The organism is Rhizobium sp. SVR5-9E (genome assembly GCF_056755095.1).
In genome coordinates, this window is the sequence record NZ_JBNDHS010000018.1 from 45,712 (window position 1) to 65,500 (window position 19,789).

19 protein-coding genes are annotated in these 19,789 nt (G+C 60.7%); 9 read left to right on the top strand and 10 right to left on the bottom strand.

What is annotated here, in order from left to right:
- The first annotated feature begins 169 nt into the window (after positions 1 to 169).
- Positions 170 to 1,798, top strand: a complete 1,629-nt coding sequence (locus ACPYOJ_RS11475; RefSeq protein WP_481416366.1) for a phospholipase C — start codon at positions 170 to 172, stop codon at positions 1,796 to 1,798.
- A 21-nt stretch (positions 1,799 to 1,819) separates the two neighbouring features.
- Positions 1,820 to 3,184 (top strand): cytochrome-c peroxidase, encoded by a 1,365-nt coding sequence (locus ACPYOJ_RS11480; protein ID WP_481416367.1) that lies wholly within the window; start codon positions 1,820 to 1,822, stop codon positions 3,182 to 3,184.
- A gap of 16 nt (positions 3,185 to 3,200) precedes the next feature.
- Here the strand turns inward: ACPYOJ_RS11480 and ACPYOJ_RS11485 are convergent, their stop codons facing one another.
- Together ACPYOJ_RS11485 and ACPYOJ_RS11490 are read right to left on the bottom strand one after the other, a co-directional pair.
- The gene (locus tag ACPYOJ_RS11485) at positions 3,201 to 4,358 is read right to left on the bottom strand and encodes a GGDEF domain-containing protein (RefSeq protein WP_481416368.1); all 1,158 of its coding nucleotides are present in this window, start codon (positions 4,356 to 4,358) and stop codon (positions 3,201 to 3,203) included.
- A gap of 100 nt (positions 4,359 to 4,458) precedes the next feature.
- Positions 4,459 to 5,463 carry a serine hydrolase domain-containing protein gene (locus tag ACPYOJ_RS11490; RefSeq protein ID WP_481416369.1) on the bottom strand — a complete coding sequence of 335 codons (1,005 nt, stop codon included), beginning with the start codon at positions 5,461 to 5,463 and terminating at the stop codon, positions 4,459 to 4,461.
- A 140-nt stretch (positions 5,464 to 5,603) separates the two neighbouring features.
- Between ACPYOJ_RS11490 and ACPYOJ_RS11495 the strand changes: the two genes are divergently transcribed.
- A complete protein-coding gene (locus ACPYOJ_RS11495; protein ID WP_481416370.1) occupies positions 5,604 to 6,560 on the top strand; it encodes an NAD-dependent epimerase/dehydratase family protein in 957 nt (318 codons plus the stop codon).
- A gap of 40 nt (positions 6,561 to 6,600) precedes the next feature.
- Here the strand turns inward: ACPYOJ_RS11495 and ACPYOJ_RS11500 are convergent, their stop codons facing one another.
- Positions 6,601 to 7,191 (bottom strand): GNAT family N-acetyltransferase, encoded by a 591-nt coding sequence (locus ACPYOJ_RS11500; RefSeq protein WP_481416371.1) that lies wholly within the window; start codon positions 7,189 to 7,191, stop codon positions 6,601 to 6,603.
- Positions 7,192 to 7,279: 88 nt separating this feature from the next.
- Positions 7,280 to 8,413 carry an ornithine/lysine decarboxylase gene (gene odc2, locus ACPYOJ_RS11505; protein ID WP_481416372.1) on the bottom strand — a complete coding sequence of 378 codons (1,134 nt, stop codon included), beginning with the start codon at positions 8,411 to 8,413 and terminating at the stop codon, positions 7,280 to 7,282.
- Between the two features lie 532 nt (positions 8,414 to 8,945).
- On the opposite strand from odc2, the gene ACPYOJ_RS11510 reads away from it, so the two are divergent.
- The 3 genes from ACPYOJ_RS11510 to ACPYOJ_RS11520 all read left to right on the top strand — a co-directional run bounded on the left by ACPYOJ_RS11510 (position 8,946) and on the right by ACPYOJ_RS11520 (position 11,658).
- Positions 8,946 to 9,839, top strand: a complete 894-nt coding sequence (locus tag ACPYOJ_RS11510) for a LysR family transcriptional regulator (protein ID WP_481416373.1) — start codon at positions 8,946 to 8,948, stop codon at positions 9,837 to 9,839.
- 104 nt (positions 9,840 to 9,943) lie between these two features.
- Complete coding sequence (locus ACPYOJ_RS11515) at positions 9,944 to 10,585, top strand: DUF1007 family protein (protein ID WP_481416374.1); 642 nt, start codon at positions 9,944 to 9,946, stop codon at positions 10,583 to 10,585.
- Positions 10,579 to 11,658 carry a nickel/cobalt transporter gene (locus ACPYOJ_RS11520; protein WP_481416375.1) on the top strand — a complete coding sequence of 360 codons (1,080 nt, stop codon included), beginning with the start codon at positions 10,579 to 10,581 and terminating at the stop codon, positions 11,656 to 11,658. The genes ACPYOJ_RS11515 and ACPYOJ_RS11520 overlap by 7 nt, the downstream gene beginning before the upstream one ends.
- A 4-nt stretch (positions 11,659 to 11,662) precedes the next feature.
- Here the strand turns inward: ACPYOJ_RS11520 and ACPYOJ_RS11525 are convergent, their stop codons facing one another.
- The 4 genes from ACPYOJ_RS11525 to ACPYOJ_RS11540 form a co-directional block, all read right to left on the bottom strand.
- Positions 11,663 to 11,869 carry a hypothetical protein gene (locus ACPYOJ_RS11525; RefSeq protein WP_481416376.1) on the bottom strand — a complete coding sequence of 69 codons (207 nt, stop codon included), beginning with the start codon at positions 11,867 to 11,869 and terminating at the stop codon, positions 11,663 to 11,665.
- Positions 11,866 to 12,555, bottom strand: a complete 690-nt coding sequence (locus ACPYOJ_RS11530) for a GNAT family N-acetyltransferase (protein WP_481416377.1) — start codon at positions 12,553 to 12,555, stop codon at positions 11,866 to 11,868. Before ACPYOJ_RS11530 ends, ACPYOJ_RS11525 begins: the two co-directional genes overlap by 4 nt.
- 64 nt (positions 12,556 to 12,619) lie before the next feature.
- Complete coding sequence (locus ACPYOJ_RS11535; RefSeq protein WP_481416378.1) at positions 12,620 to 13,339, bottom strand: tellurite resistance TerB family protein; 720 nt, start codon at positions 13,337 to 13,339, stop codon at positions 12,620 to 12,622.
- A gap of 102 nt (positions 13,340 to 13,441) precedes the next feature.
- The gene (locus tag ACPYOJ_RS11540; protein WP_481416379.1) at positions 13,442 to 14,080 is read right to left on the bottom strand and encodes a 2-dehydro-3-deoxy-phosphogluconate aldolase; all 639 of its coding nucleotides are present in this window, start codon (positions 14,078 to 14,080) and stop codon (positions 13,442 to 13,444) included.
- Positions 14,081 to 14,232: 152 nt separating this feature from the next.
- Here ACPYOJ_RS11540 and ACPYOJ_RS11545 point away from each other — a divergent pair, with 152 nt between their 5' ends.
- The 3 genes from ACPYOJ_RS11545 to trhO all read left to right on the top strand — a co-directional run bounded on the left by ACPYOJ_RS11545 (position 14,233) and on the right by trhO (position 16,605).
- A complete protein-coding gene (locus ACPYOJ_RS11545) occupies positions 14,233 to 14,721 on the top strand; it encodes a CYTH domain-containing protein (protein ID WP_168831637.1) in 489 nt (162 codons plus the stop codon).
- On the top strand, positions 14,699 to 15,604 hold the full coding sequence (locus ACPYOJ_RS11550; protein ID WP_481416380.1) for a CHAD domain-containing protein: 906 nt from the start codon (positions 14,699 to 14,701) through the stop codon (positions 15,602 to 15,604). The genes ACPYOJ_RS11545 and ACPYOJ_RS11550 overlap by 23 nt, the downstream gene beginning before the upstream one ends.
- 71 nt (positions 15,605 to 15,675) lie before the next feature.
- Entirely contained in the window at positions 15,676 to 16,605 is a 930-nt protein-coding gene (trhO, locus tag ACPYOJ_RS11555) for an oxygen-dependent tRNA uridine(34) hydroxylase TrhO (protein ID WP_481416381.1), read from the top strand.
- Here trhO and ACPYOJ_RS11560 read toward each other — a convergent pair.
- Both ACPYOJ_RS11560 and ACPYOJ_RS11565 read right to left on the bottom strand, forming a co-directional pair.
- Positions 16,602 to 18,809 (bottom strand): bifunctional diguanylate cyclase/phosphodiesterase, encoded by a 2,208-nt coding sequence (locus ACPYOJ_RS11560; protein WP_481416382.1) that lies wholly within the window; start codon positions 18,807 to 18,809, stop codon positions 16,602 to 16,604. The genes trhO and ACPYOJ_RS11560 overlap by 4 nt on opposite strands.
- Before the next feature lie 172 nt (positions 18,810 to 18,981).
- Positions 18,982 to 19,758: a MetQ/NlpA family ABC transporter substrate-binding protein gene (locus tag ACPYOJ_RS11565; protein WP_481416383.1), complete on the bottom strand. Its 777-nt coding sequence runs from the start codon at positions 19,756 to 19,758 to the stop codon at positions 18,982 to 18,984.
- Positions 19,759 to 19,789 lie beyond the last annotated feature (31 nt).

Sequence of the window (19,789 nt, forward strand, 5' to 3'; positions counted from 1 at the left end):
AAAATTATTTCAACCCGTTAGCCATTTCAAATCACTTGCACGCTGCTCCGCGAACAGCGCGAGGCTTTACGCAGCCGACACATGGCATTGATAGCCACTGTCTGCCCGCGCCCTCCGGGACCCCCACTGCGCGCGCGGGCTTTCGCTTTCACTGCAAGAGGATACGATAATGGTTCGATACTCGCGTCGGGTCGCGCTGGCCGCCGGCAGCGCAATAGCTCTCGTTTCGCTCTGTTCCACCGCGATCGCCGACACGGCGACGCCGAATACCGCGACCCCCATCAAGCATCTGGTCGTCATTTTCCAGGAGAACGTATCGTTCGACCACTATTTCGCGACCTATCCGAAGGCTGCGAATGTTGAGGGCGAGCCGAAGTTCACCGCCGCCGCCGATACCCCGACGGACATCAACACGCTGGCCGCCGCCAACCTGCTCGACATCAATCCGAACAAGACCAACAGCGCGAATGGCGCCGATGCTGCAGGTCCCTTCCGTCTCGATCGGACCCAGGCCGCGACGCAATCGCAAAATCACGGCTACACCGCCGAACAGGCAGCCTATGACAATTTTGCCATGGACCTCTTCCCTGCCAATACCGGCCGCGGAACAAAGGGCGGCGCCGGCTCCTTCGGCACCAAGGGCCAGGTCATGGGCTATTATGACGGCAACACCGTCACAGCGCTGTGGAATTACGCTCAGCGCTACGCCATGAATGACAATTCCTTCTCGACCAACTTCGGCCCCTCGACGCCGGGCGCCTTGAACCTCATCTCCGGCCAGACCAACGGGGTCATCCTCCCGCCGGGCTACACGCTTGAAAAGGACGGTACCTATTCCAAGGGTAGGATCGTGCCGGACGGTAACGGCGGCTGGACGGCAATCAGCGACTTCGATCCGACGGGCGACGGCTGCTCGGCCGGCCAGACGGCCCTGATGTACGGCAAGAACATCGGCGACCTCCTGAATGCCCGCAGCATCACCTGGGGCTTCTTCGAGGGCGGCTTCGACCTGACCGCGACTAACAGCGACGGCACGACCGGCTGCAAACGCGCCACGACCTCGGACGTGACGAAGACGAGCAGTGCCGACTACATCCCTCACCATCAGCCGTTCCAGTACTATGCCTCGACGGCCAACCCGCAGCATAAACGGCCTTCCTCCGTCGGGGCGATCGGCACCGGCAATGACGGCGGCGCCAACCACCAGTACGACATGACCGATTTCTACGCCGCGCTGAAGAACGGCAACCTGCCCGCCGTCAGCTTCCTGAAGGCTCCGGCGTACCAGGACGGCCATGCCGGCTATTCCGATCCGCTCGACGAGCAGGAATTCGTCACGACCGCCATCAACGCGGTCCAGAATTCTCCGGACTGGAAAGACACGGCGATCATCATCCTCTATGACGATTCCGACGGCTGGTACGATCACGCCCATGCCGTGGTCAATCCGTCGAATATTCCGGTGAAGGGCTATGACGTCCTGAACGACGGCACCTGCGGCACAGGCACGCCGCTGCCGGGCGTCGACGGCAAGCCGGCGCAGGGCCGCTGCGGCTACGGCACGCGCCAGCCGCTGCTCGTTATCTCGCCCTACGCCAAGGCCAACTATGTCGACCACACGCTGACGGATCAGACCTCCGTTCTGCGCTTCATCGAAGATAACTGGATGGGCGGCCAGCGCATTGGCGGCGGCTCCTTCGATGCCATTGCCGGATCGCTCGACAATATGTTCGATTGGTCTAACGGGAACGCCGCCAAGCTGATCCTCGACACGAAGACCGGCGAGCCGGCTGCCTAAACAGAGAAGAGGAAAACGGCATTGTCCGGCATATCCTATAGACAGGCCGTTTCCCTGGTGGCGCTCGCGGGCATTTCGTTCGCGAGTGCAGCCATCGGCATGGCGAGCCAAAAGCTGGAGCCGGCCGCGCAAGCCGGCGCGACACCGCTAAGTGCGGTTGCGCGGCTCGGTCAGAAAATGTTCTACGATCCGGCGCTATCGGCAGGCGGACAGATGTCCTGCACCAGCTGCCACGACCCGAACAATCACTACGCGCCGGCAAACGATCGCGTGGTGCAGCTCGGCGGCCCTCATCTCGACCAGCCGGGACTTCGCGCGGTGCCTAGCCTGACCTACAAGGCGGCGACACCCCTTTTCGCCGTCGGGGCAGAGAGCGCTGCCGACGAAGCGGCGGAGGCGGCGCCGATGACCGAGGCATCTGGCGTATCGCTTGCCAATGCGCCCACCGCACCTGTCGGACCCATGACTGCGCAGGCTGGCATCAAGGCGGATTCGACCGCCCCGGACCTGGTGCCACAGGGTGGCATGTTCTGGGATGGCAGAGCCGACTCGCTCCAAGAGCAGGCTACAGGCCCGCTGATGTCGCCCTTCGAGATGGCCAATGCGGACAAGGCTGCCCTCTACCGCAAGATCAAGAAACGCTACGGCGACGAACTGTCTGCGCTTTTCGGGGCCGGAATTCTCGCCGATCAGGACATGGCGGTCGCCGAAGCCGGCTTCGCACTCGCGCGCTATCAGATCGAGGAGCCATCCTTCCATTCCTATTCGAGCAAGTACGACGCCTACCTGCGCGGCAGAGCCACGCTTTCGGCGGCCGAGATGCGCGGGCTCAAGCTTTTCGACGATCCGAAGAAGGGCAACTGCGCGTCATGCCATCTCGACAAGGTGACGGCCGACGGCCGCTTCCCCGATTTCACGGACTATGAATTCGAAGCGCTCGGCGCGCCGCGAAATGGAGCCATTCCGGCTAATGCCGATCCGCATTATTTCGATCTCGGCATCTGCGGGCCGCTGCGCCACGACGATTATTCCGCGCAAGCGGCCAATTGCGGCCTCTTCAAGACCCCGACTCTCCGCAACGCCGCCGCGCGTCATGTCTTTTTCCACAACGGCGTCTTCCACACACTGGACGATGTGGTCCGCTTCTACGTCAAGCGCGACACCAATCCGGAGACTATCTATCCAAAGGCTGCCGACGGAAGCGTGCTGAAATATGACGATCTGCCGGAGCAGTATCGCACCAATGTCGACGTGATCGACGCGCCACTCGACCGCAAGCCGGGTCAGCAGCCGGCCCTCGATGATGCGGAAATCGCCGATGTCGTCGCATTCTTGAAAACACTGACCGACGGCTACGATATGGAGGCACGGAAGGCTGGGAATTAAAGGCAGGCGGCGTGCTTCATGCCGCTTGGTGCTCCGGCCGGTAGGCTTCCACGCGGTCGCGGCCCTGCCGCTTGCCGCGATAGAGCGCTTCGTCGGCCCTCTGCAGGATGGCATCGAGGCTTTCCAGTCCCGCCTTTCCTTCGGCGACGCCGATGCTGAGCGTCGGCGAGGCTGCAAGATCGGGACGCACGGCGACGGCTTCCGTCAGCGCGTCGCGGATGCGCTCGGCGACCGCGACCGCCGCATCGAGCGGCTGGCCGCGCAGCACCGCCACGAACTCGTCGCCGCCCTGGCGCGCGAGAACATCCTCCTTGCGGAGCAGACCCTGCGCGGCGGCGGCGAAAATCCGCAGAATGTCGTCGCCGACGGCGTGTCCATGGGTATCGTTGAGCGTCTTGAAGTGATCGATGTCGATGACGAGCAGCGAAACACTCTGGGCCTTGAGGCTGGAAAAATAGCCGGCAAGCCCGCTCCGGTTCAGCGTGCCGGTCAGGGGATCCCGCCGGGCGAGCGCAATCAGCTTGTTGCCGCTGCGCTCGGCGGCGATCAGCACCATCACCATGTTGCGGAGCATGACGAAGACCACGGCCGATACGGCCATCCAGCTATGGATCGGACTGCTGCCGAAGGGATCCGGCCCGCCGATCCTGCCTGTCGCCGCGAGAAAACTTCGCACAGCAAAGATCATCGTCGTGGATGCATATAACCCGACAAGAAGACCAGCCGAATAAAGCCTCTCGCGCCTTGCCATGCCGAGTGCCTCCCGCGCGACGGCAAGATCGCAGAGGCCGCAGATGATTGAGACATAAAGGAGCCGCGCGGAGACCGCTTCCGGCTTGCTCATGAAGAACACGACCGGCAGGCAGGCCGCAGGAATGACCAGCCAGCAGGATCGCCATGCGATGGGCCGTCCTGCGAAGATGCGCACAGCGAAGAACATCAGCATGTAGCCAGCAATGGTTATCACATTTCCACCGTCGATGGAGACATAGGGTGGAGCAAACTCACGCAACGCCACGAGGAGGGAGCCGATGCCGACAAGCAGGTTACTCCCGCCCCACCAGAGCGGCCAGCGTTCGAAGCGGCCAGTCGCATAGGCGGCAAACTGGAGAACGCCCAGAACAAGGCAGCTCACGGCGATAATGAAATAGATCGTGCGCAGGTCCAGAAGCACAGCTCACTCCCGATTCTGTCGCGCACTCTACCGCCTCCGATTTGCAGTTTTATTGGAAGCTTCGGTAAAACTTTAGCAGCCGATGAATTTGCCGCCGGGCTCAGGCAGCCCGCATCGCACTTATGATCTCCGCCAGCACGCCGTGCAGTGCATCCCGATAGCCGTTTCGCGCCGATGGTCCGCTCTCCTGCGAGGTCATCACCACAGTCAGTTTGAGCGAAGGCACGATGTAGAGCATCTGGCCGCCGTAGCCCCAGGCGAAATGCACGTTCTCGCCGCCAAGGCTCCGCTCGAACCAACCATAGCCATAGGCATCGCCGGAGAAGCGAGAATTCGTGCGGGGCTGCCAGGATGCTGCCACCCAATCGGCCGGAACGACTTGCCTTCCCTCCGCTGTCTTGCCGCCGTTGCGGTAGAGCTCGCCAAAGGCAAGCAGCGAGCGGGCGCTCATGGCCATCTGGTTTCCGCCAAGATAGATGCCCTGCGGATCGCGCTCCCAGGCTCCGATGCGGAAATCCGTCACCGGTCCAAGCCATTCCCTTGCCAGGGCAAGCGTTGGCTTGCCGCTCACCTTTGTGAGGATTGCAGACAGGAGATGCGTCGAAGCCGTCGAATAAAGCATCCGCCCGCCAGGCTCGTCATCGAAAGGCTGAGAGAGTGCGAAGCGCACCCAGTTCCGGCTTGAAACCCAGCGTCCGTAGTTCGGTCCCGACATGCGGCCAAGGCCCGCCTGCATGGAGAGCAGGTTGCCGATGGTGATTTCGTTCAGCCGCGGATCCGGTGACTGCGGCAGGTCCGCCTTAAGGATCGGCGCGATCTTCTGATCCGGCCCCTCAAGCAGGCCTTTGCTGATGGCAATGCCGACAAGCGCCGAAATTATCGCCTTCGACGCGGACTTGATATTGGTCGATTCGGACGCCGTATGGCCACGATAACCGCGTTCGGCGACAACCCGCCCGTCCTTTGCAACGATGACCGCCTTCAGCGGTGTCAACGCCTGCCGCGTCTGGAGATTGTCGAGCAGTTCGCCCAGACGCTCCTCCTGCGCAATAGCGGCGAGCGGCAGGAAAAAGATAACGGCGAAGACAACAAAAGTCCTGAGCATGCCCATCACCTAGTGCCGCCCAGTCGATAGATCACGGGTGGGACGAACCCTCTCACGCAGACGTGAAACTTTATCGGCCCCCTTGCAGGTGTCACCTACGGCACGACATAGTCCGGGCCGGATGAATGGAGGAAGAACCTATGGCACGCGTCGTCGTTATCGGAGCAACGGGTCACGTCGGTACCTATCTGGTCCCACGGCTTGTAGAGGCGGGGCACGACGTGGTCGCGATCAGCCGCGGAAACGCCGAGCCCTATACGCGGCATGCCGCGTGGAAGAGCGTCGAGAAGAAGCAGATGGATCGTGCTGCCATGGAAAAGGACGGCAGCTTCGGGCAGGCAATCCGCGCATCGAAGGCCGATATCGTCATCGACAAGATCTGCTTCACGCTCGAGAGTGCGCAGCAGCTTGGGGAAGCCTTGAACGGCCATGTCGGCCATCTCTTGCATACCGGCACGATCTGGACCCACGGCCATTCTCTTGCCGTGCCGACCCGGGAGGACGCGCCGAAGACCCCCTTCGGCGAATACGGCATTCAGAAAAAGGCGATCGAAGACTATTTCCTGCGGGAGGCAAAGCTGCGCGGCCTGCCCGTTACGCTGATCCATCCCGGCCACATTGTCGGTCGCGGATGGGCACCGCTCAACCCGGCGGGGCATTTCAACCTCGCAGCCTTTGAGACCATCGCTCGCGGCGGTCAGCTCACGCTTCCCAATTTTGGGCTGGAAACGGTGCACCATGTCCATGCCGACGACATCGCCGCCCTCTTCATGGCAGCGATCGGCAACTGGCGCGCTTCAACCGGTGAAAGCTTCCACGCCGTTTCGGACCAGGCGCTGACGCTGCGCGGCTATGCCGAGGCCATGTACCGCTGGTTCGGCCATGAACCCAATCTGGCTTTCAAGCCCTATGACGAATGGAAGAAGGATCAGACGCTGGAGGATGCGACGGCGACCTTGGAACATATTGCCCGCAGCCCGAACTGCAGCATGGAGAAGACCCGTAATCTCCTGGATTTCCGGCCGCGCTACAGCTCGCTCGACGCGGTGCAGGACGCAGTCGGCTGGCTGATCGAGACCGGCCGGCTCGGCAGCTGAAAACAGAAAAGCCCCTCCTTTCAGGAGAGGATTCGGTTCGTCAGGCAGCCTTCCGTGCCGGCATCCTGTGCAGCTTCCGCCCCGAGGGAACGATCATGCCCGCTGCACCCTCAAGCCAGCCGTCCGTCAGCTCAAGCGCAAGGAAACGCGCGCGCTCGAAGGGACCGGGCATGACGAGATGGCGAGCCTTGTCTCCGAAGAAGCCGAAGCGCTCGTAATAGGGCGCATCGCCGACGAGCAGGATCGCACCATGTCCACGGTTCTTGGCTTCGAGAAGCGCCGCACGCATCAGCGCCGAGCCAACACCTTTGCCTTCGAAGCTGGAATCGACGGCCAGCGGCCCAAGCAGCAGCGCGTTGATCGGCGTGCCTTCGGTGTTGACGCCCGCTTCGATGTTCCAGAGGCGCACGGTACCGATGACATGACCGTCGCGATCACGTGCCACAAGTGCCAGTCCTTCTGCCGGAATGCGCCCGCGGCGTATCTTCTCCGACGACTTCTTGCGGCGATGCGGCCCCATGGCACGATCGAGCAGGTTTTCACGGGCGACGACATCCGACGGCTTCTCGGAGTCGATGGTGAAGACATGAGGCGCAAAGAATGCGCGGACAGAATCAAGAACAGCGGCCATCTTGGCCTCCCGCACTCAAAACCGTTTCAGACGGTATCGACAGACTATTGTGAAGGTGCCGCCCCGGCTGGCTACGGGGCTGGCGATATCAGATGACGTAGGCCCTCAGCGGCTCGAAGCCGTTGAACGCGACGGCCGAATAGGTCGTCGTATAGGCGCCGGTGCCTTCGATCAGGATCTCGTCACCGATCGAAAGGGAGATCGGCAGCGGATAAAGATTCTTCTCATACAGCACGTCGGCCGAATCGCAGGTCGGGCCAGCAATGACGCAGGGCTCCATCTCGTCGCCGTCACGCTCGGTGCGGATCGGGTAGCGGATGGCTTCGTCCATGGTTTCGGCGAGACCGCCGAACTTGCCGATGTCGAGAAACACCCAGCGAGCAGCGTCGTTGTCCGACTTCTTCGAGATCAGCACCACTTCAGTCTTGATGACGCCGGCATTGCCGACCATGCCGCGGCCCGGCTCGATGATCGTCTTCGGGATCTGGTTGCCGAAGTGATCACGAAGGCTCTGGTTGATCGCGCGACCGTAGGCTTCTGCCGACGGAACGTCACGCAGGTACTTGGTCGGGAAGCCGCCGCCCATATTGACCATCTGCAGGTGGATACCCTGCTTGGCGAGCTGGACGAAGACGCGCTTGGCATCGGCGAGGGCCGAATCCCAGGCATCGACCTTGGTCATCTGCGAACCGACGTGGAACGAGACGCCGTAGGACTCGAGGCCCAGCTGATGAGCATAGACAAGAACGTCGACAGCCATCTGCGGCACGCAGCCGAACTTGCGCGACAGCGGCCATTCAGCACCTTCGCCGTCCGTCAGAACGCGACAGAAGACGCGGGCGCCGGGAGCGGCGCGCGAGATCTTCTCGACTTCCTCATGGCTATCGACAGCAAAAAGGCTGACACCGAGCGCATGTGCGCGGGCAACGTCGCGTTCCTTCTTGATCGTGTTGCCGTAGGAAATGCGGGCAGCGGTCGCACCGGCGTTGAGCGCCATTTCGATTTCAGCGACGGACGCGCAATCGAAGTTGGAGCCCATGTCGGCGAGCAGCTTCAGGACCTCAGGAGCCGGGTTTGCCTTGACGGCATAGTAGATCGCGCTGTCCGGCATCGCATGACGGAAAGCGGAGAAGTTGTCGCGCACGACGTCGAGGTCGACCACCAGGCAGGGACCGTCGGGACGTCGGGTTGCGAGAAAGTCGCGGATGCGCTGAGTGGTCATATCAATCCCTTTTCCAATTCCAGAGCTCCGGCAAAACACCGGAGGACAAAGGGCGATCAATCGCTCGCATAGGAACCAGCCGGTGGAGACCCCGGAACCTTAGCAAGCGCTTGATAGCGCAAATGATGAATCAACGCCGCATAAGCGACATGGATCCGGCTTTGTCTGCCATGGATTGGAGGGAGATTCCCAACCGCACTTCCGGCAATGAAGGTGTGCCTCTTCAGTAACCCCCGCTGATGGAAAGCAGGGAGAGAACAAAAAGGCCCGCACCGTCGTTGCTTCAGGCGTCCTCGCATTCTCCGGTTGGCCGGAATAGCGACTGGAGGGGTTAATTCCAGGTACCTTACCGATTTCCTCACCAATTCGAGGGTTCGGCGGACACCCATGGGCACGTGCGACTTTGGGCTGACCCGGAAATAGGAATATTCGCCGTCATAATCAAGAGAAATTTTATGCTCCAACTCAAAAAAATAATTGAACGCGAAAGGACAATTTGTTCAACGTTCTTCAACAGATATAGAGGATCGCCATGGACACCTTGACCCGCATACGTGCCTTCATCGATGTTGTTGAAGCAGAAGGCTTTTCCGCGGCCGCAAGGCGCACCGGCCGCTCCAAGGCGCTGCTCTCCAAATATGTGCGGGAGCTGGAGGATGAGCTCGGCGCCCTGCTGCTCAACCGCACGACCCGCCAGTTCTCCATGACCGAGGCCGGTCACACCTATTACCGCACCGCCTCGGACATTCTGAAGGAGATCGACAATCTCGCCGATCTGGTCCGCGAGAACAACGCGCTGCTCAAAGGCCGGCTAAGGATTTCCGTACCGCGCACCTTCGTTGATGCGGATGTCGGGCAGTCGCTGATCGACTTTGCCAAGGAGAACCCCGATCTGCAGCTGGAAATCGCTGCCGACGACCGGTTCGTCGACCTGATCGAAGAGAGCTTCGACCTGGCAATTCGCGTCACGAAGCTGGAAGATTCAGGAATGATCGCGCGCAAGATCTCGGATTTCCGCGTGCATGTCTGCGCGACGCCTGAGTTCCTCGAGCGCTATCCGAATATCGAGCACCCGACGGACATTTCCAACGTTCCCTTCATCGTCGACACCAACTCGCGCACGCAGGCGAGCGTCCGTTTCTACAACCCGGACAGCACCTCGTTTGCGGTGGCTGTTTCGGGACCGATCGAAGTGAACAGTCCGCATGCGACATTGCGCGCGGCACTCACCGGTATCGGCATTGCGGTCATTCCGGACTTCATCGCTCGCAAGCCTATCGAGGACGGCCGCCTCGTGACGCTGTTCAATGACTACTTGCCCACGGATCGCGGGATTTACGCCGTCTACCCGCATCGGCGCTACCTGCCGGCAAAAGTCCGCATCTTCGTGGACTACCTCCAGGCCTGGTTCAAGAAGCACCCTTGAGGATCGCCTGAGGCACTTTGCCGCCTTGAGACCAGGTCCCAATTCCGTCCCATTCTCCGGCAAGAAGACACCATCCGATTTGGGCAGAGCGGTAACCCGACAAGATGAAAAAATCGATACTCCCGGTAGCCGCTCTGATCTCGCTTGCGCCGGCCGCGGCTATGGCACATCCGCATATATTCGTCGAAGCTCGGCTCGAAGTCGTTGCGGCACCCGACGGCAGTGTTCAGGAGCTGCGGAACGTCTGGCGCTTCGACGAGATCTTCTCCTCCTCCGTCGTCATGGATTTTGACAAGAACACCGATCTAAAGCTGGAACCCAACGAACTCGCGGAGGTCGGCAAGACGGTCCGGGATTCACTGGCCGACTACGACTACTATATGAACCTGACGATCGACGGCAAAAACGTGACCGTGCAGAAGCCGGACATCATCCACGTCGACTACAAGGAAGGCCAGCTTCTGATGTTCTTCGCGGTGAAGCCCGCGGAGAAGATGCCTCTGAAGGGCAAGCTGACCTTCGGTGTCTACGACCCGACGCTCTATACCTCGATAGACTTTCCAACGGACAACGAACTGGCGCTCGTCGGCGACGGGTTCAAGAGCTGCAAGCATGACGTGCTGCGGCCTGACGCGGACCAGGTGATTGCGGAGAACAAGCAGTCGCTGACGGACGCTTTCTTCAACGACCCGACCGGCACGAACATGTCCAAGCTCTTTGCCACCAGGCTGGAGGTCTCATGCTGAAACCGAACGCCTCGCTGGCCCTTTCCGCGGCCGCGCTCGTGCTTCTTGCCATGACGAGTGTGGCGCATGCGCAGTCGCCGCTCGGCATTGGAACCGCAGAGCCGAGTTTCCAGCCAACAGGCGGGCCGCTGGCGCCGCTATTCCTCTATGTGAATTACGAGCAGCAAGCTTTTTACCGTGCGCTGACAGGCGCGCTGAAAGCAATGCGCGAAGACCCATGGCAGTTGACGTCGCTCATCGGACTTTCCTTTGCCTACGGTGTCTTCCATGCGGCCGGTCCCGGACACGGCAAGGCGGTCATCTCCTCCTACATGATCGCCAACGAGCTCGAACTGAAGCGCGGCGTGGTGATTTCCTTCATCTCTGCCTTCGTTCAAGGCGTGATGGCGGTGGCGCTCGTCGGCGGCGCCTGGCTGGTATTGCGCGGTAGCGGGATAACGCTGACAGAGGCGACGCACGCAATGGAGATCGCAAGCTTTGTGATGGTCATTGCCTTTGGCTGCTGGCTGCTTTTTCGTAAGCTGCGCTCGATGATCGGCGGCTTGCCGCAACTTCAAGCCGTGGCAACATCCGCAGGCCCGGTCAGTATGATGCTCGACTGGAAGGACAATGACAGCCGGGGCGAAGTGGACGCCTACGCCTTCGGCGAGAGCACCGCGCGCAAGGCGGGACACAGGTTCATTTCAGGCATGGCCTGTGAAACCTGCGGCCGATCCCACGCACCGGATCCGTCGCTGCTGGGAGCCGACAAGTTCAGTGTCCGGGAAGCCTGGTCGGCGATCGTTGCAGTCGGCCTTCGCCCCTGCTCCGGGGCGCTGCTCGTCATGACCTTTTCGCTGCTGAACGGACTCTATCTCGGCGGCATTCTTTCCGTGCTCGCCATGTCCCTCGGCACGGCGATTACGGTCGCGATCCTCGCAATCATTGCGGTCACCGCCAAGGGCACGGCCGTCCGCATCGCCGGCCGTGGCTCGGCAACGTCGATCTGGATCGGCAATGCCATCGAAATCCTGGGTGCCGTGCTGGTCATCTGCATGGGTGCACTGCTGCTCGGCGCATCGCTTCAGGGGTGAATGCTCAGCGGCCTTTATTACGCTGGTAGCGAGCGCGCAGCCAGAAAATCACAAAGAAACCAAGGAGCAGGATCGCGCCGACCGCGAAGGCAAGCGCCGGCGAGTAATTGCCGATCCAGAGAACGAGGGTCGGGAGGAAATAGATGACCAGGCCGGCACCCAGCAGAATGACGGCAGCAGCGATCGCCTGCGATCGGCTCTCCGGACTCATGCAAGCCTTTCCTTTTCAATGTCGGCGCGGATATCCTGCAGGCGGCGTCGCTGCTTGCCTTCGCCATCGAAGTTGTCCGGTGAAAGCCAGCTCTCGAAGGCCTCGTTGATCAGCGGCCACTCGCTATCGATCATGGAAAACCAAGCGGTGTCGCGGTTGCGGCGCTTGGAAAGCATGTGCTGGCGGAACACGCCTTCGAAAGTGAAGCCGTAGCGCGCAGCGGTTGTCTTGCTGGCCTCGTTGTTGTTGTCGCACTTCCATTCGTAGCGGCGGTAACCGAGGTCTTCGAAGACATGCTTGGCCATGAGGTAATGCGCTTCGGTCGAAAGCGGTGATCGCTTCATGTCCGCACCATGGGCGACGCCGCCGACTTCGACGACGCCGTTTGCCGGATCGGCGCGCATGTAATTGGCCATGCCGACGATCTTGCCTGTCGCATTGTCACGGAAGACATGCGTCAGCCAGCCGCCTTTCTTGGCGTTTTCGAGCCAGGCGGCGAAATCCTCGATCCCGTTGAAATCATCCTGCGCGAAGTAGAGGAGCAGCGGATTGATGCCCATGCCGCCGAGGCCATCCCAAAGCGCCTGAAGATGCTTCTCACGCACATAAGGCTCGACCGTTACATATCGTCCCTTCAGCGTCACATAGCCGGGCGCCGGCACCTTGAAATTCGATAGATCGCGCATGTCACTCCCCTCTTGTCGAAGAGTGGATAGGCCAGCCGCCTTTGAAAGGCAACCGGTCCCAATGTCACTGAGACAAGCTGATCTTGGCGGAGGAAACCGTTGCCTCGATATGATCTACAAGGGCGTCGGCAAGGCCGAGACGGCCGGCAAGGAGATCGAGATAGCCGCGCTCGGCGCGCGATTCCGGCTCGATCGTCAGGCGCGAGGCCGTATAGAGTTCGACCTTCTGCTCCTCGGTCCTCGCCGCCGCAACCAGCGCATCGAGATTGGTCGGAGAGCCAAGTTCGCGTTCGATGAAGGATGCGGCTTCGCCGGTGACATCGGCAACCTTCATCTTGTCCATGATGAGCGCTTGCTCGGCATCGTCGATATGCCCGTCGGCCTTGGCCGCGGCGATCATTGCGCGGATCAGCACGAGGGCGAACTCGTTGCTGCCAGCGGGCGATTCCGGCCCGAAGCCGGATTCGGCGGGAGCCGACAATACGATCGGTGTCGAAGGCGAAGCCGGATCTGAAGGCTTGGCCGGCGCCTGACCTTCCTTGTAATTCTGATAGGCCTGGTAGCCAAGGCCGGCGATGGCAGCCAGCCCCCCGATCGTCAGCGCATTGCTCGCGATACCGCGGCCCGTCTTCGTTCCAAGAAGTACGGTTGCCAATGCTCCAGCCTTCCACGGATTGTCCTTGGCCAACTGGACGGCATCGCCTGCCCGGTCGCGGACGGTACCGCCGACGCCCGGAATTTGCGATCCTAGAAACTGGTCAAGAAGCTTTTTCGCGTCGAACATCCCTCGTCATCTCCCATTAGCGCCAGAGATGAAGATAGGAGGTCAGGCAGCAAATACAAATGCCGTCGGAAACCGCCGGCATCCCGGATTGAGGAAAAAATATCAGGCCTTCAATGCCGCCGCTTCGGAAGCGAGCTTCGTAATACCTGCCCAATCGCCTGCAGCAACGAGTTCCTTGGGGGCGACCCAGGAACCGCCGACGCAGACGACGTTTGGCAGCGACAGGTAATCATTGGCATTCTTCAGCGAAATGCCGCCAGTCGGGCAGAAGAGCGTGCCGGCAAGCGGTGAGGAGAGCGCCTTGAGATATGCGGCTCCGCCCGCCTGTTCGGCCGGGAAGAACTTCAGCACCTGATAGCCCTCTTCGCGAAGCGCCATGACTTCGCTTACCGTTGCAGCGCCCGGCAGCAGCGGAACCGGCGACTGCGCCGCAGCGTCGAGCAGCTCCTGCGTGGCGCCCGGGCTGACGATGAACTTCGAGCCCGCGGCAACGGCCGCCTCCCAGTGCTGCGCGTTCAGGATCGTACCCGCGCCGACTTCAGCCCCTTCGACTTCTTCCGCGACAGCGCGCACCGCATCGAGCGCCGCGGGCGTGCGCATCGTGATTTCGATTGCCTTCAGCCCACCAGCGACCAGCGCGCGCGCCAGCGAAACGCCGGACTTCACGTCGTCCACGATGAGCACCGGAACGACTGGCTGAAGTTTGAGGATGGAAAGGAGCTTTTCTGTCTTCTCGCCCATGGCCGGATGGTTCCTTTAAACGATTGAATTCGGGTTCCGAATACCCCCAGGAGCCATCGTTGTCGAGACAAATCGACCTCGGCAACAACACGGGTATCGCCACCGGGAAAATTACGCTACGGTACCTTCATCGTCACAAAAGGTTCACTGATATGGCGAAAGAGATCGAGCGGAAGTTTCTAGTACGCAACGACGGCTGGCATTCAAAGGCCGAGACGAGATCGATCCTCAGGCAGGGTTACATCGCCTCGACGGACGATCGTTCTGTGCGGGTGCGCATTCTCGATGGAAAAAGCGCAAGATTGACGGTCAAGATCGGCCGCAGCACGGTTACCCGCGACGAATTCGAGTACGATATTCCCGTTTCCGATGCCGAGGAGCTGCTGCAAAGCGCCATCGGTTTGGTGATAGAAAAGACGCGCTACCGCGTGCCGCATGCAGGCTTCGTCTGGGAAGTCGACGTCTTTTCCGGTGCGCATCGCGGCCTCGTGATTGCGGAAGTGGAAATGAAGTCCGAAAAGGACGATCCCTCCCATCCCGCTTGGCTCGGACGCGAAGTTTCCGGCGATTTCCGCTACTCCAACCAAGCACTCGCGACCGAATTCGAGTACGATCAGGATGCCCTTTCGCATACGGCCTGACGCCGACTTCACCGATGAATTCCGCGATGCCGCCGGCAGGGAGCTGTGGCGGGCAATCGCCGCGCTCGAGCAGCAGCCGGATGGCGCAGATGAGGCCATCCATGACTTCCGTAAGAATCTCAAGAAAGTGCGCTCGCTCTACCGCCTCGTCGCCCGCGAGGTTCCCGATTTTCAGAAGCGCGAAAATGCGCGGCTCAGGGATTCAGCAAGATCGCTCTCCGCGATTCGCGACGCTGCCGCGCTGATCGGAACCGTGGAGTATCTGAAGGAGAAGGCGCGCAGTGCAGAGGAGGCCAAAGCGCTCGGCCGCACCGTCGCCATCCTCGAAGCGCGGCGGGACTGGATGGCCGAGGCCGAAAGCGGCCTCGAGCAGAAGCTGCAGGAAACGGCGGATGTTCTGAAAGGGGCACTCGCCGCGCTCGACGACGTGTCCTTTAGCGGAAGCGGCAAGAAGGCTATCCGCCTTGTCGGCAAGGGCTGGCGTAGAACGGCCAGAAAAGCCCGTGCCGCAATTGCGAGATGTCACGACGAAGCATCCGCCGAAGCCTTTCACGAATTGCGTAAGCGCACGCAGGATTTTCGTGCTTATCACCGACTGCTGACGCCGCTTTGGCCGGCTGCCATGAAGGCGAGGCGCGCAGACGCGAAGGAACTTGTCGATATCCTCGGCCATGTGCACGACCTTGCAGTGCTCGGCGCGCTGGTCGAAGCCGAGCCGCAGCTTTTTACACGAGACGACGACCTGTCGCGCCTGCTGGACAGCATCGCCCATCGCCAGCAGGAGGACAGGCGCGAGTCACTGGTGAAAGCAGAGGCAGTCTTTGCCGGCAAGCCGGCCAAGGAAGCAAAGCACATTGAAGTGCTCTGGCGCGCCGCGGCGTGAAGCGAGGGGGCTTCCGCCCGCGGCGCCGAAGGAGATTGCGCCGCGAGACCATATTCTGTATTTCAGCGCCCATGACCGGCAGCATCAATCACACCAGTCCGTTCCTCGTGGCGGCGCTTTATCATTTTGTATCCGTGCCTCGCTTCGAGAGCCTGCGTGAGCCTTTGGAGGCGCTTTGCGAGGAAAGCGGCGTGAAGGGCACGCTGCTTCTGGCGCATGAAGGCATCAACGGGACGATCGCTGGGCCGGATGCCGGCATCAATACAGTGCTCGCCTATCTGCGGGCGCAGCCGGAATTTTCAGCGCTGGAGCACAAGGAAAGCCGTGCGTCCAAGATGCCGTTCCTGCGCATGAAGGTGAAGCTGAAGAAAGAGATCGTGACGATGGGTGTCGAAGATGTCGACCCCAACAAGGTCGTCGGCACCTATGTGACGCCGCAGGATTGGAATGCGCTGATCTCCGATCCCGACACGATCGTCATCGACACGCGCAACGACTACGAAACGGCGATCGGCACCTTCCGCGGCGCCGTTGACCCGAAGACGAAGACCTTTCGCGAATTTCCCGAATGGGTGCGTCAGAACCCCGGCCTGCATAACAAGCCAAAGATCGCCATGTATTGCACCGGAGGCATCCGCTGCGAAAAGGCGACAGCCTTCATGAAGGAGCAGGGTTTTGACGAGGTGTATCACCTCAAGGGTGGAATTCTGAAATATCTGGAAGAAGTTCCGCAGGAAGAAAGCCTATGGGACGGCGCCTGCTTCGTCTTCGACGAGCGCGTTTCGGTCGAGCACGGATTGAAGGAAGGCGAGCACAAGCTTTGTCATGCCTGCCGCAATCCGATCACGGTCGAGGAAGTCAGTTCGTCTCTCTATGAAGAGGGCGTCTCCTGCAGCAACTGCTATCACAGGCGCACGGAAGACGACCGGCTGCGCTACCGCCAGCGGCAGCATCAGATCGCGCTCGCCAGAAAGCGCGGCCAGAAGCACATCGGGACTTAAGCGGCGCTTGTCGCGCGCCCCAAACGGTCGGGCCGACGGCCTTCTTCCAGCATTTCGGTGATCCTGTCCGCCGGCACCGGCTTACTGAAGAAAAAGCCCTGCAGGCTATCACAGCCGAAGAGACGGACGGCAAGCGCCTGCTCTTCCGTCTCGATGCCCTCGGCGGTCACCGGAATGTTGAGTGAACGGGCCAGGGCAACCGTCGCCTGCAGCATCTCGCGCTGGCTGTCGCTTTCGGTAACGCCCTGGACCAGCGAACGGTCGATCTTGATGCGGTCGAAACCGAACTGGCGCAGATAGCCGATCGATGAAAAGCCCGAACCGAAATCATCGAGCGCAATCTTGAGGCCGAGCGTCTTCAGCCGCTCGATGGACTGGCGTGTGCGCTGCGGGTTCTGGATCATATAGCCTTCAGTGATCTCCAGCGTCACGCGCTCTGCCTCGATGCCCGTCTGTTTAAGGACATAGCGCACGTAGTCAGCAAAGGCCGGGTTGCGGAACTGACCGGGGGAAACGTTTACGGCCACACGCAGTTCCGGCCATTGCTTGGCGGTCTCGCAAGCCTTGCGCAGCACGAAGAGACCGAGGGCCTCGATAAGTCCGCTGGTTTCCGCGATCGGAATGAATATCTCCGGCGAGACCGGGCCATGGCCGGGGCGATTCCAACGCACCAGGGCTTCGACGCCATACATCTCGTGTGTGGATGCATCGATCAGCGGCTGATACACGAGTGTCAGATCGCCGGTGTCGATCGCCGTGCGCAGGTCGAGTTCGAGCGCATTGCGCTCCTCCCGGTCGGCATCCATGAGTGGATCGTAAAGCGTCATGCGCGCCCGGCCGGCTTCCTTTGCCTTGTACATCGCCAGATCGGCACGGCGGACCAATTCTTCGCGGCCAATCGCGCCGGCCGCAGACATCGCGATGCCGATGCTGGCTCCTACGACGACAACCCGACGGCCAATTTCCAGTGGTTCGGCCAGGAAATCGAGAATCTGTTCCGAAAGCTGGAGAGCATCGGCGTTGCCGCCGTCGGACAGGAAAGCAATTGCGAATTCATCACCGCCGATGCGAGCCAGAACCGCGCCTTCAGGTATCAGCATCCTGAGGCCCGCAGCAACCGCGCGGATCAACTGGTCGCCGGTGCCGTGGCCATAGCTGTCGTTGACTTCCTTGAACCCGTCAAGATCAAGATAGAGAAGCAATACGCTCTTGCCGGTCTGCTTCGCCTCGGCAACGATCTCGTCGACGGCCAACCCGAGACCCTCGCGGTTCGAGAGCCCGCTCAGGCGATCGCGGAGCGCGTCCTCGCGAGCGCTGATTTCCTCCGCCTTGAGGCGGCGTCCGGCGAGCCAACCAATGACGAGCAGCACGGCAAAAAACAGCCCGACGAGACCGAGCGCCTTGACAACCATCGGCCACACCTGTGCGTAGCCGATATCGCCCGGGGAGCGGGAAACCCAAACGAGTTTGCCGAGCGCCTCTCCCGCCGCATCATTGATTGCCACGGAATATTGCGCGTCGTACGTCGATGGCACCAGCTTCAAACCGGGGATGAGATAGGTCTCGCCGAGCGCTGCGATCTTTTTATCGGTCAGATGGCGCACAAGGATCAAGTAGCGGCGCTGATCGGCTGGCATATCCAGCGCACCGAATTTCCCCCGCACGAGTGCAAGGCCAACCATAGCAACTCCGCTCTTCGTACCGACGAAGCCGACGGCCTCTGGCGACTGCAGACCGGCCGTCTTCACGCTATCGAACAGCGCCCAGAGGGAGGGCGAGAAGAAATCGTTGAGCGCTTCCTTCATCGGCTGGCCGTTGCGATAGGCAATCAGCGGCTTCTTGTCTTCGCCAATGACGATCGTCATGTCGAAAAGCGGAGTGTCGGCGGACGCTTCACCGTAGTTGTCGATCGTCCAAGCCATCCCATCCGCAGAATAGACATTGGCCACGGCATCGTTCCATGTCGAATAGTCGTTGAGCGTGGCGCCAAGCTGCTCCTGGACTGTCTTGATCGCGCCTGTCGTCGTCTCCCGCGAACGCTCGTCATCAAGAACGTTGGCGTTCTCGGCCACATGTGACAGCGCCGTCAGCACCATGACGGTCACCACTGCTACGATGAGCGCAAAGGAAAACAGGACACCTACGACGGTCGTATGGCGGCCGATCCCCGAATACTGGCTTTTCTGCCCAAAGAACGCAGGCATACATTGATCCTCAACCCTCGGGGACCTTGCCAGCCAAGGTTTCAAAAACGGTTAAAGCCGCAGCACGAGAATTGCTCAGCATGACTTTTTCAAATACGAATCTTAAAAACGAAAAAAGACCCTTCCCGCCGAGCGGGAAGGGTCAGATCAAGCCGGAAATTTAATCTCTCGCTTACCAGCTGGCGATCACGGTACCCTTGAAGGTGTCGGCGATGAACTGCTTGACGGCATCGCTGTGATAGGACTCCACCAGAGTTTTGACCCAAGGCTGATCCTTGTCCTGACTACGCACCGCAATGACGTTTGCATAAGGAGACTTTTCGCTTTCGATGGCGATTGCATCCTTCTTGGGGTTGAGGCCAGCTTCCAGCGCGTAGTTGGTGTTGATGACAGCGGCATCGACATCATCCAGCGAGCGCGGCAGCTGGGCCGCATCGAGCTCGGCAAACTCGATGTTCTTCGGGTTTTCGGTAATGTCGGCCGGGGTCACCTTCAATCCGGCATCCGGCTTCACCTTGATCAGGCCCTTGGAGGCAAGGACCAGAAGAGCGCGGCCGCCATTGGTCGGGTCGTTCGGAATGCCGATCGTCGCGCCATCCTTCAGCTCGTCGAGGTTCTTCACCTTCTTGGAATAGACACCCATCGGGGTGGTAATGGTGAGGCCGACGCTGACGATGTCGAAGCCGCGGTCGGCAATCTGGTTGTCTAGATACGGCTGGTGCTGGAAGGAATTGGCATTAAGTTCGCCGTCGGCCAGCGCCTGGTTCGGAACCACATAGTCGGAGAATTCGAGGATCTCGATGTCCAGGCCCTTCTCGGCTGCGATTTCCTTGACCTTCTCCATGATCTGAGCGTGCTCACCGGAGGTCACGCCGACCTTGATGGTTTCCGCAAGCGCCGGGAAGGCGGCGAAGGCAGCGAGTGCGGCCGCGAGGATGAGCTTCTTCATGGATGTCTCCTTCATGTTATCGTTCAAACAG

Coding starts and splice junctions, on each gene's coding strand:
- ACPYOJ_RS11515 (WP_481416374.1), top strand. CDS start 9,944: ATGAAAAAATCGATACTCCCGGTAGCCGCTCTGATCTCGCTTGCGCCG.
- ACPYOJ_RS11545 (WP_168831637.1), top strand. CDS start 14,233: ATGGCGAAAGAGATCGAGCGGAAGTTTCTAGTACGCAACGACGGCTGG.
- ACPYOJ_RS11495 (WP_481416370.1), top strand. CDS start 5,604: ATGGCACGCGTCGTCGTTATCGGAGCAACGGGTCACGTCGGTACCTAT.
- ACPYOJ_RS11560 (WP_481416382.1), bottom strand. CDS start 18,809: ATGCCTGCGTTCTTTGGGCAGAAAAGCCAGTATTCGGGGATCGGCCGC.
- ACPYOJ_RS11525 (WP_481416376.1), bottom strand. CDS start 11,869: ATGAGTCCGGAGAGCCGATCGCAGGCGATCGCTGCTGCCGTCATTCTG.
- ACPYOJ_RS11535 (WP_481416378.1), bottom strand. CDS start 13,339: ATGTTCGACGCGAAAAAGCTTCTTGACCAGTTTCTAGGATCGCAAATT.
- ACPYOJ_RS11510 (WP_481416373.1), top strand. CDS start 8,946: ATGGACACCTTGACCCGCATACGTGCCTTCATCGATGTTGTTGAAGCA.
- ACPYOJ_RS11550 (WP_481416380.1), top strand. CDS start 14,699: ATGCCCTTTCGCATACGGCCTGACGCCGACTTCACCGATGAATTCCGC.
- ACPYOJ_RS11500 (WP_481416371.1), bottom strand. CDS start 7,191: ATGGCCGCTGTTCTTGATTCTGTCCGCGCATTCTTTGCGCCTCATGTC.
- ACPYOJ_RS11530 (WP_481416377.1), bottom strand. CDS start 12,555: ATGCGCGATCTATCGAATTTCAAGGTGCCGGCGCCCGGCTATGTGACG.
- ACPYOJ_RS11540 (WP_481416379.1), bottom strand. CDS start 14,080: ATGGGCGAGAAGACAGAAAAGCTCCTTTCCATCCTCAAACTTCAGCCA.
- trhO (WP_481416381.1), top strand. CDS start 15,676: ATGACCGGCAGCATCAATCACACCAGTCCGTTCCTCGTGGCGGCGCTT.
- ACPYOJ_RS11520 (WP_481416375.1), top strand. CDS start 10,579: ATGCTGAAACCGAACGCCTCGCTGGCCCTTTCCGCGGCCGCGCTCGTG.
- ACPYOJ_RS11565 (WP_481416383.1), bottom strand. CDS start 19,758: ATGAAGAAGCTCATCCTCGCGGCCGCACTCGCTGCCTTCGCCGCCTTC.
- ACPYOJ_RS11490 (WP_481416369.1), bottom strand. CDS start 5,463: ATGCTCAGGACTTTTGTTGTCTTCGCCGTTATCTTTTTCCTGCCGCTC.
- ACPYOJ_RS11475 (WP_481416366.1), top strand. CDS start 170: ATGGTTCGATACTCGCGTCGGGTCGCGCTGGCCGCCGGCAGCGCAATA.
- odc2 (WP_481416372.1), bottom strand. CDS start 8,413: ATGACCACTCAGCGCATCCGCGACTTTCTCGCAACCCGACGTCCCGAC.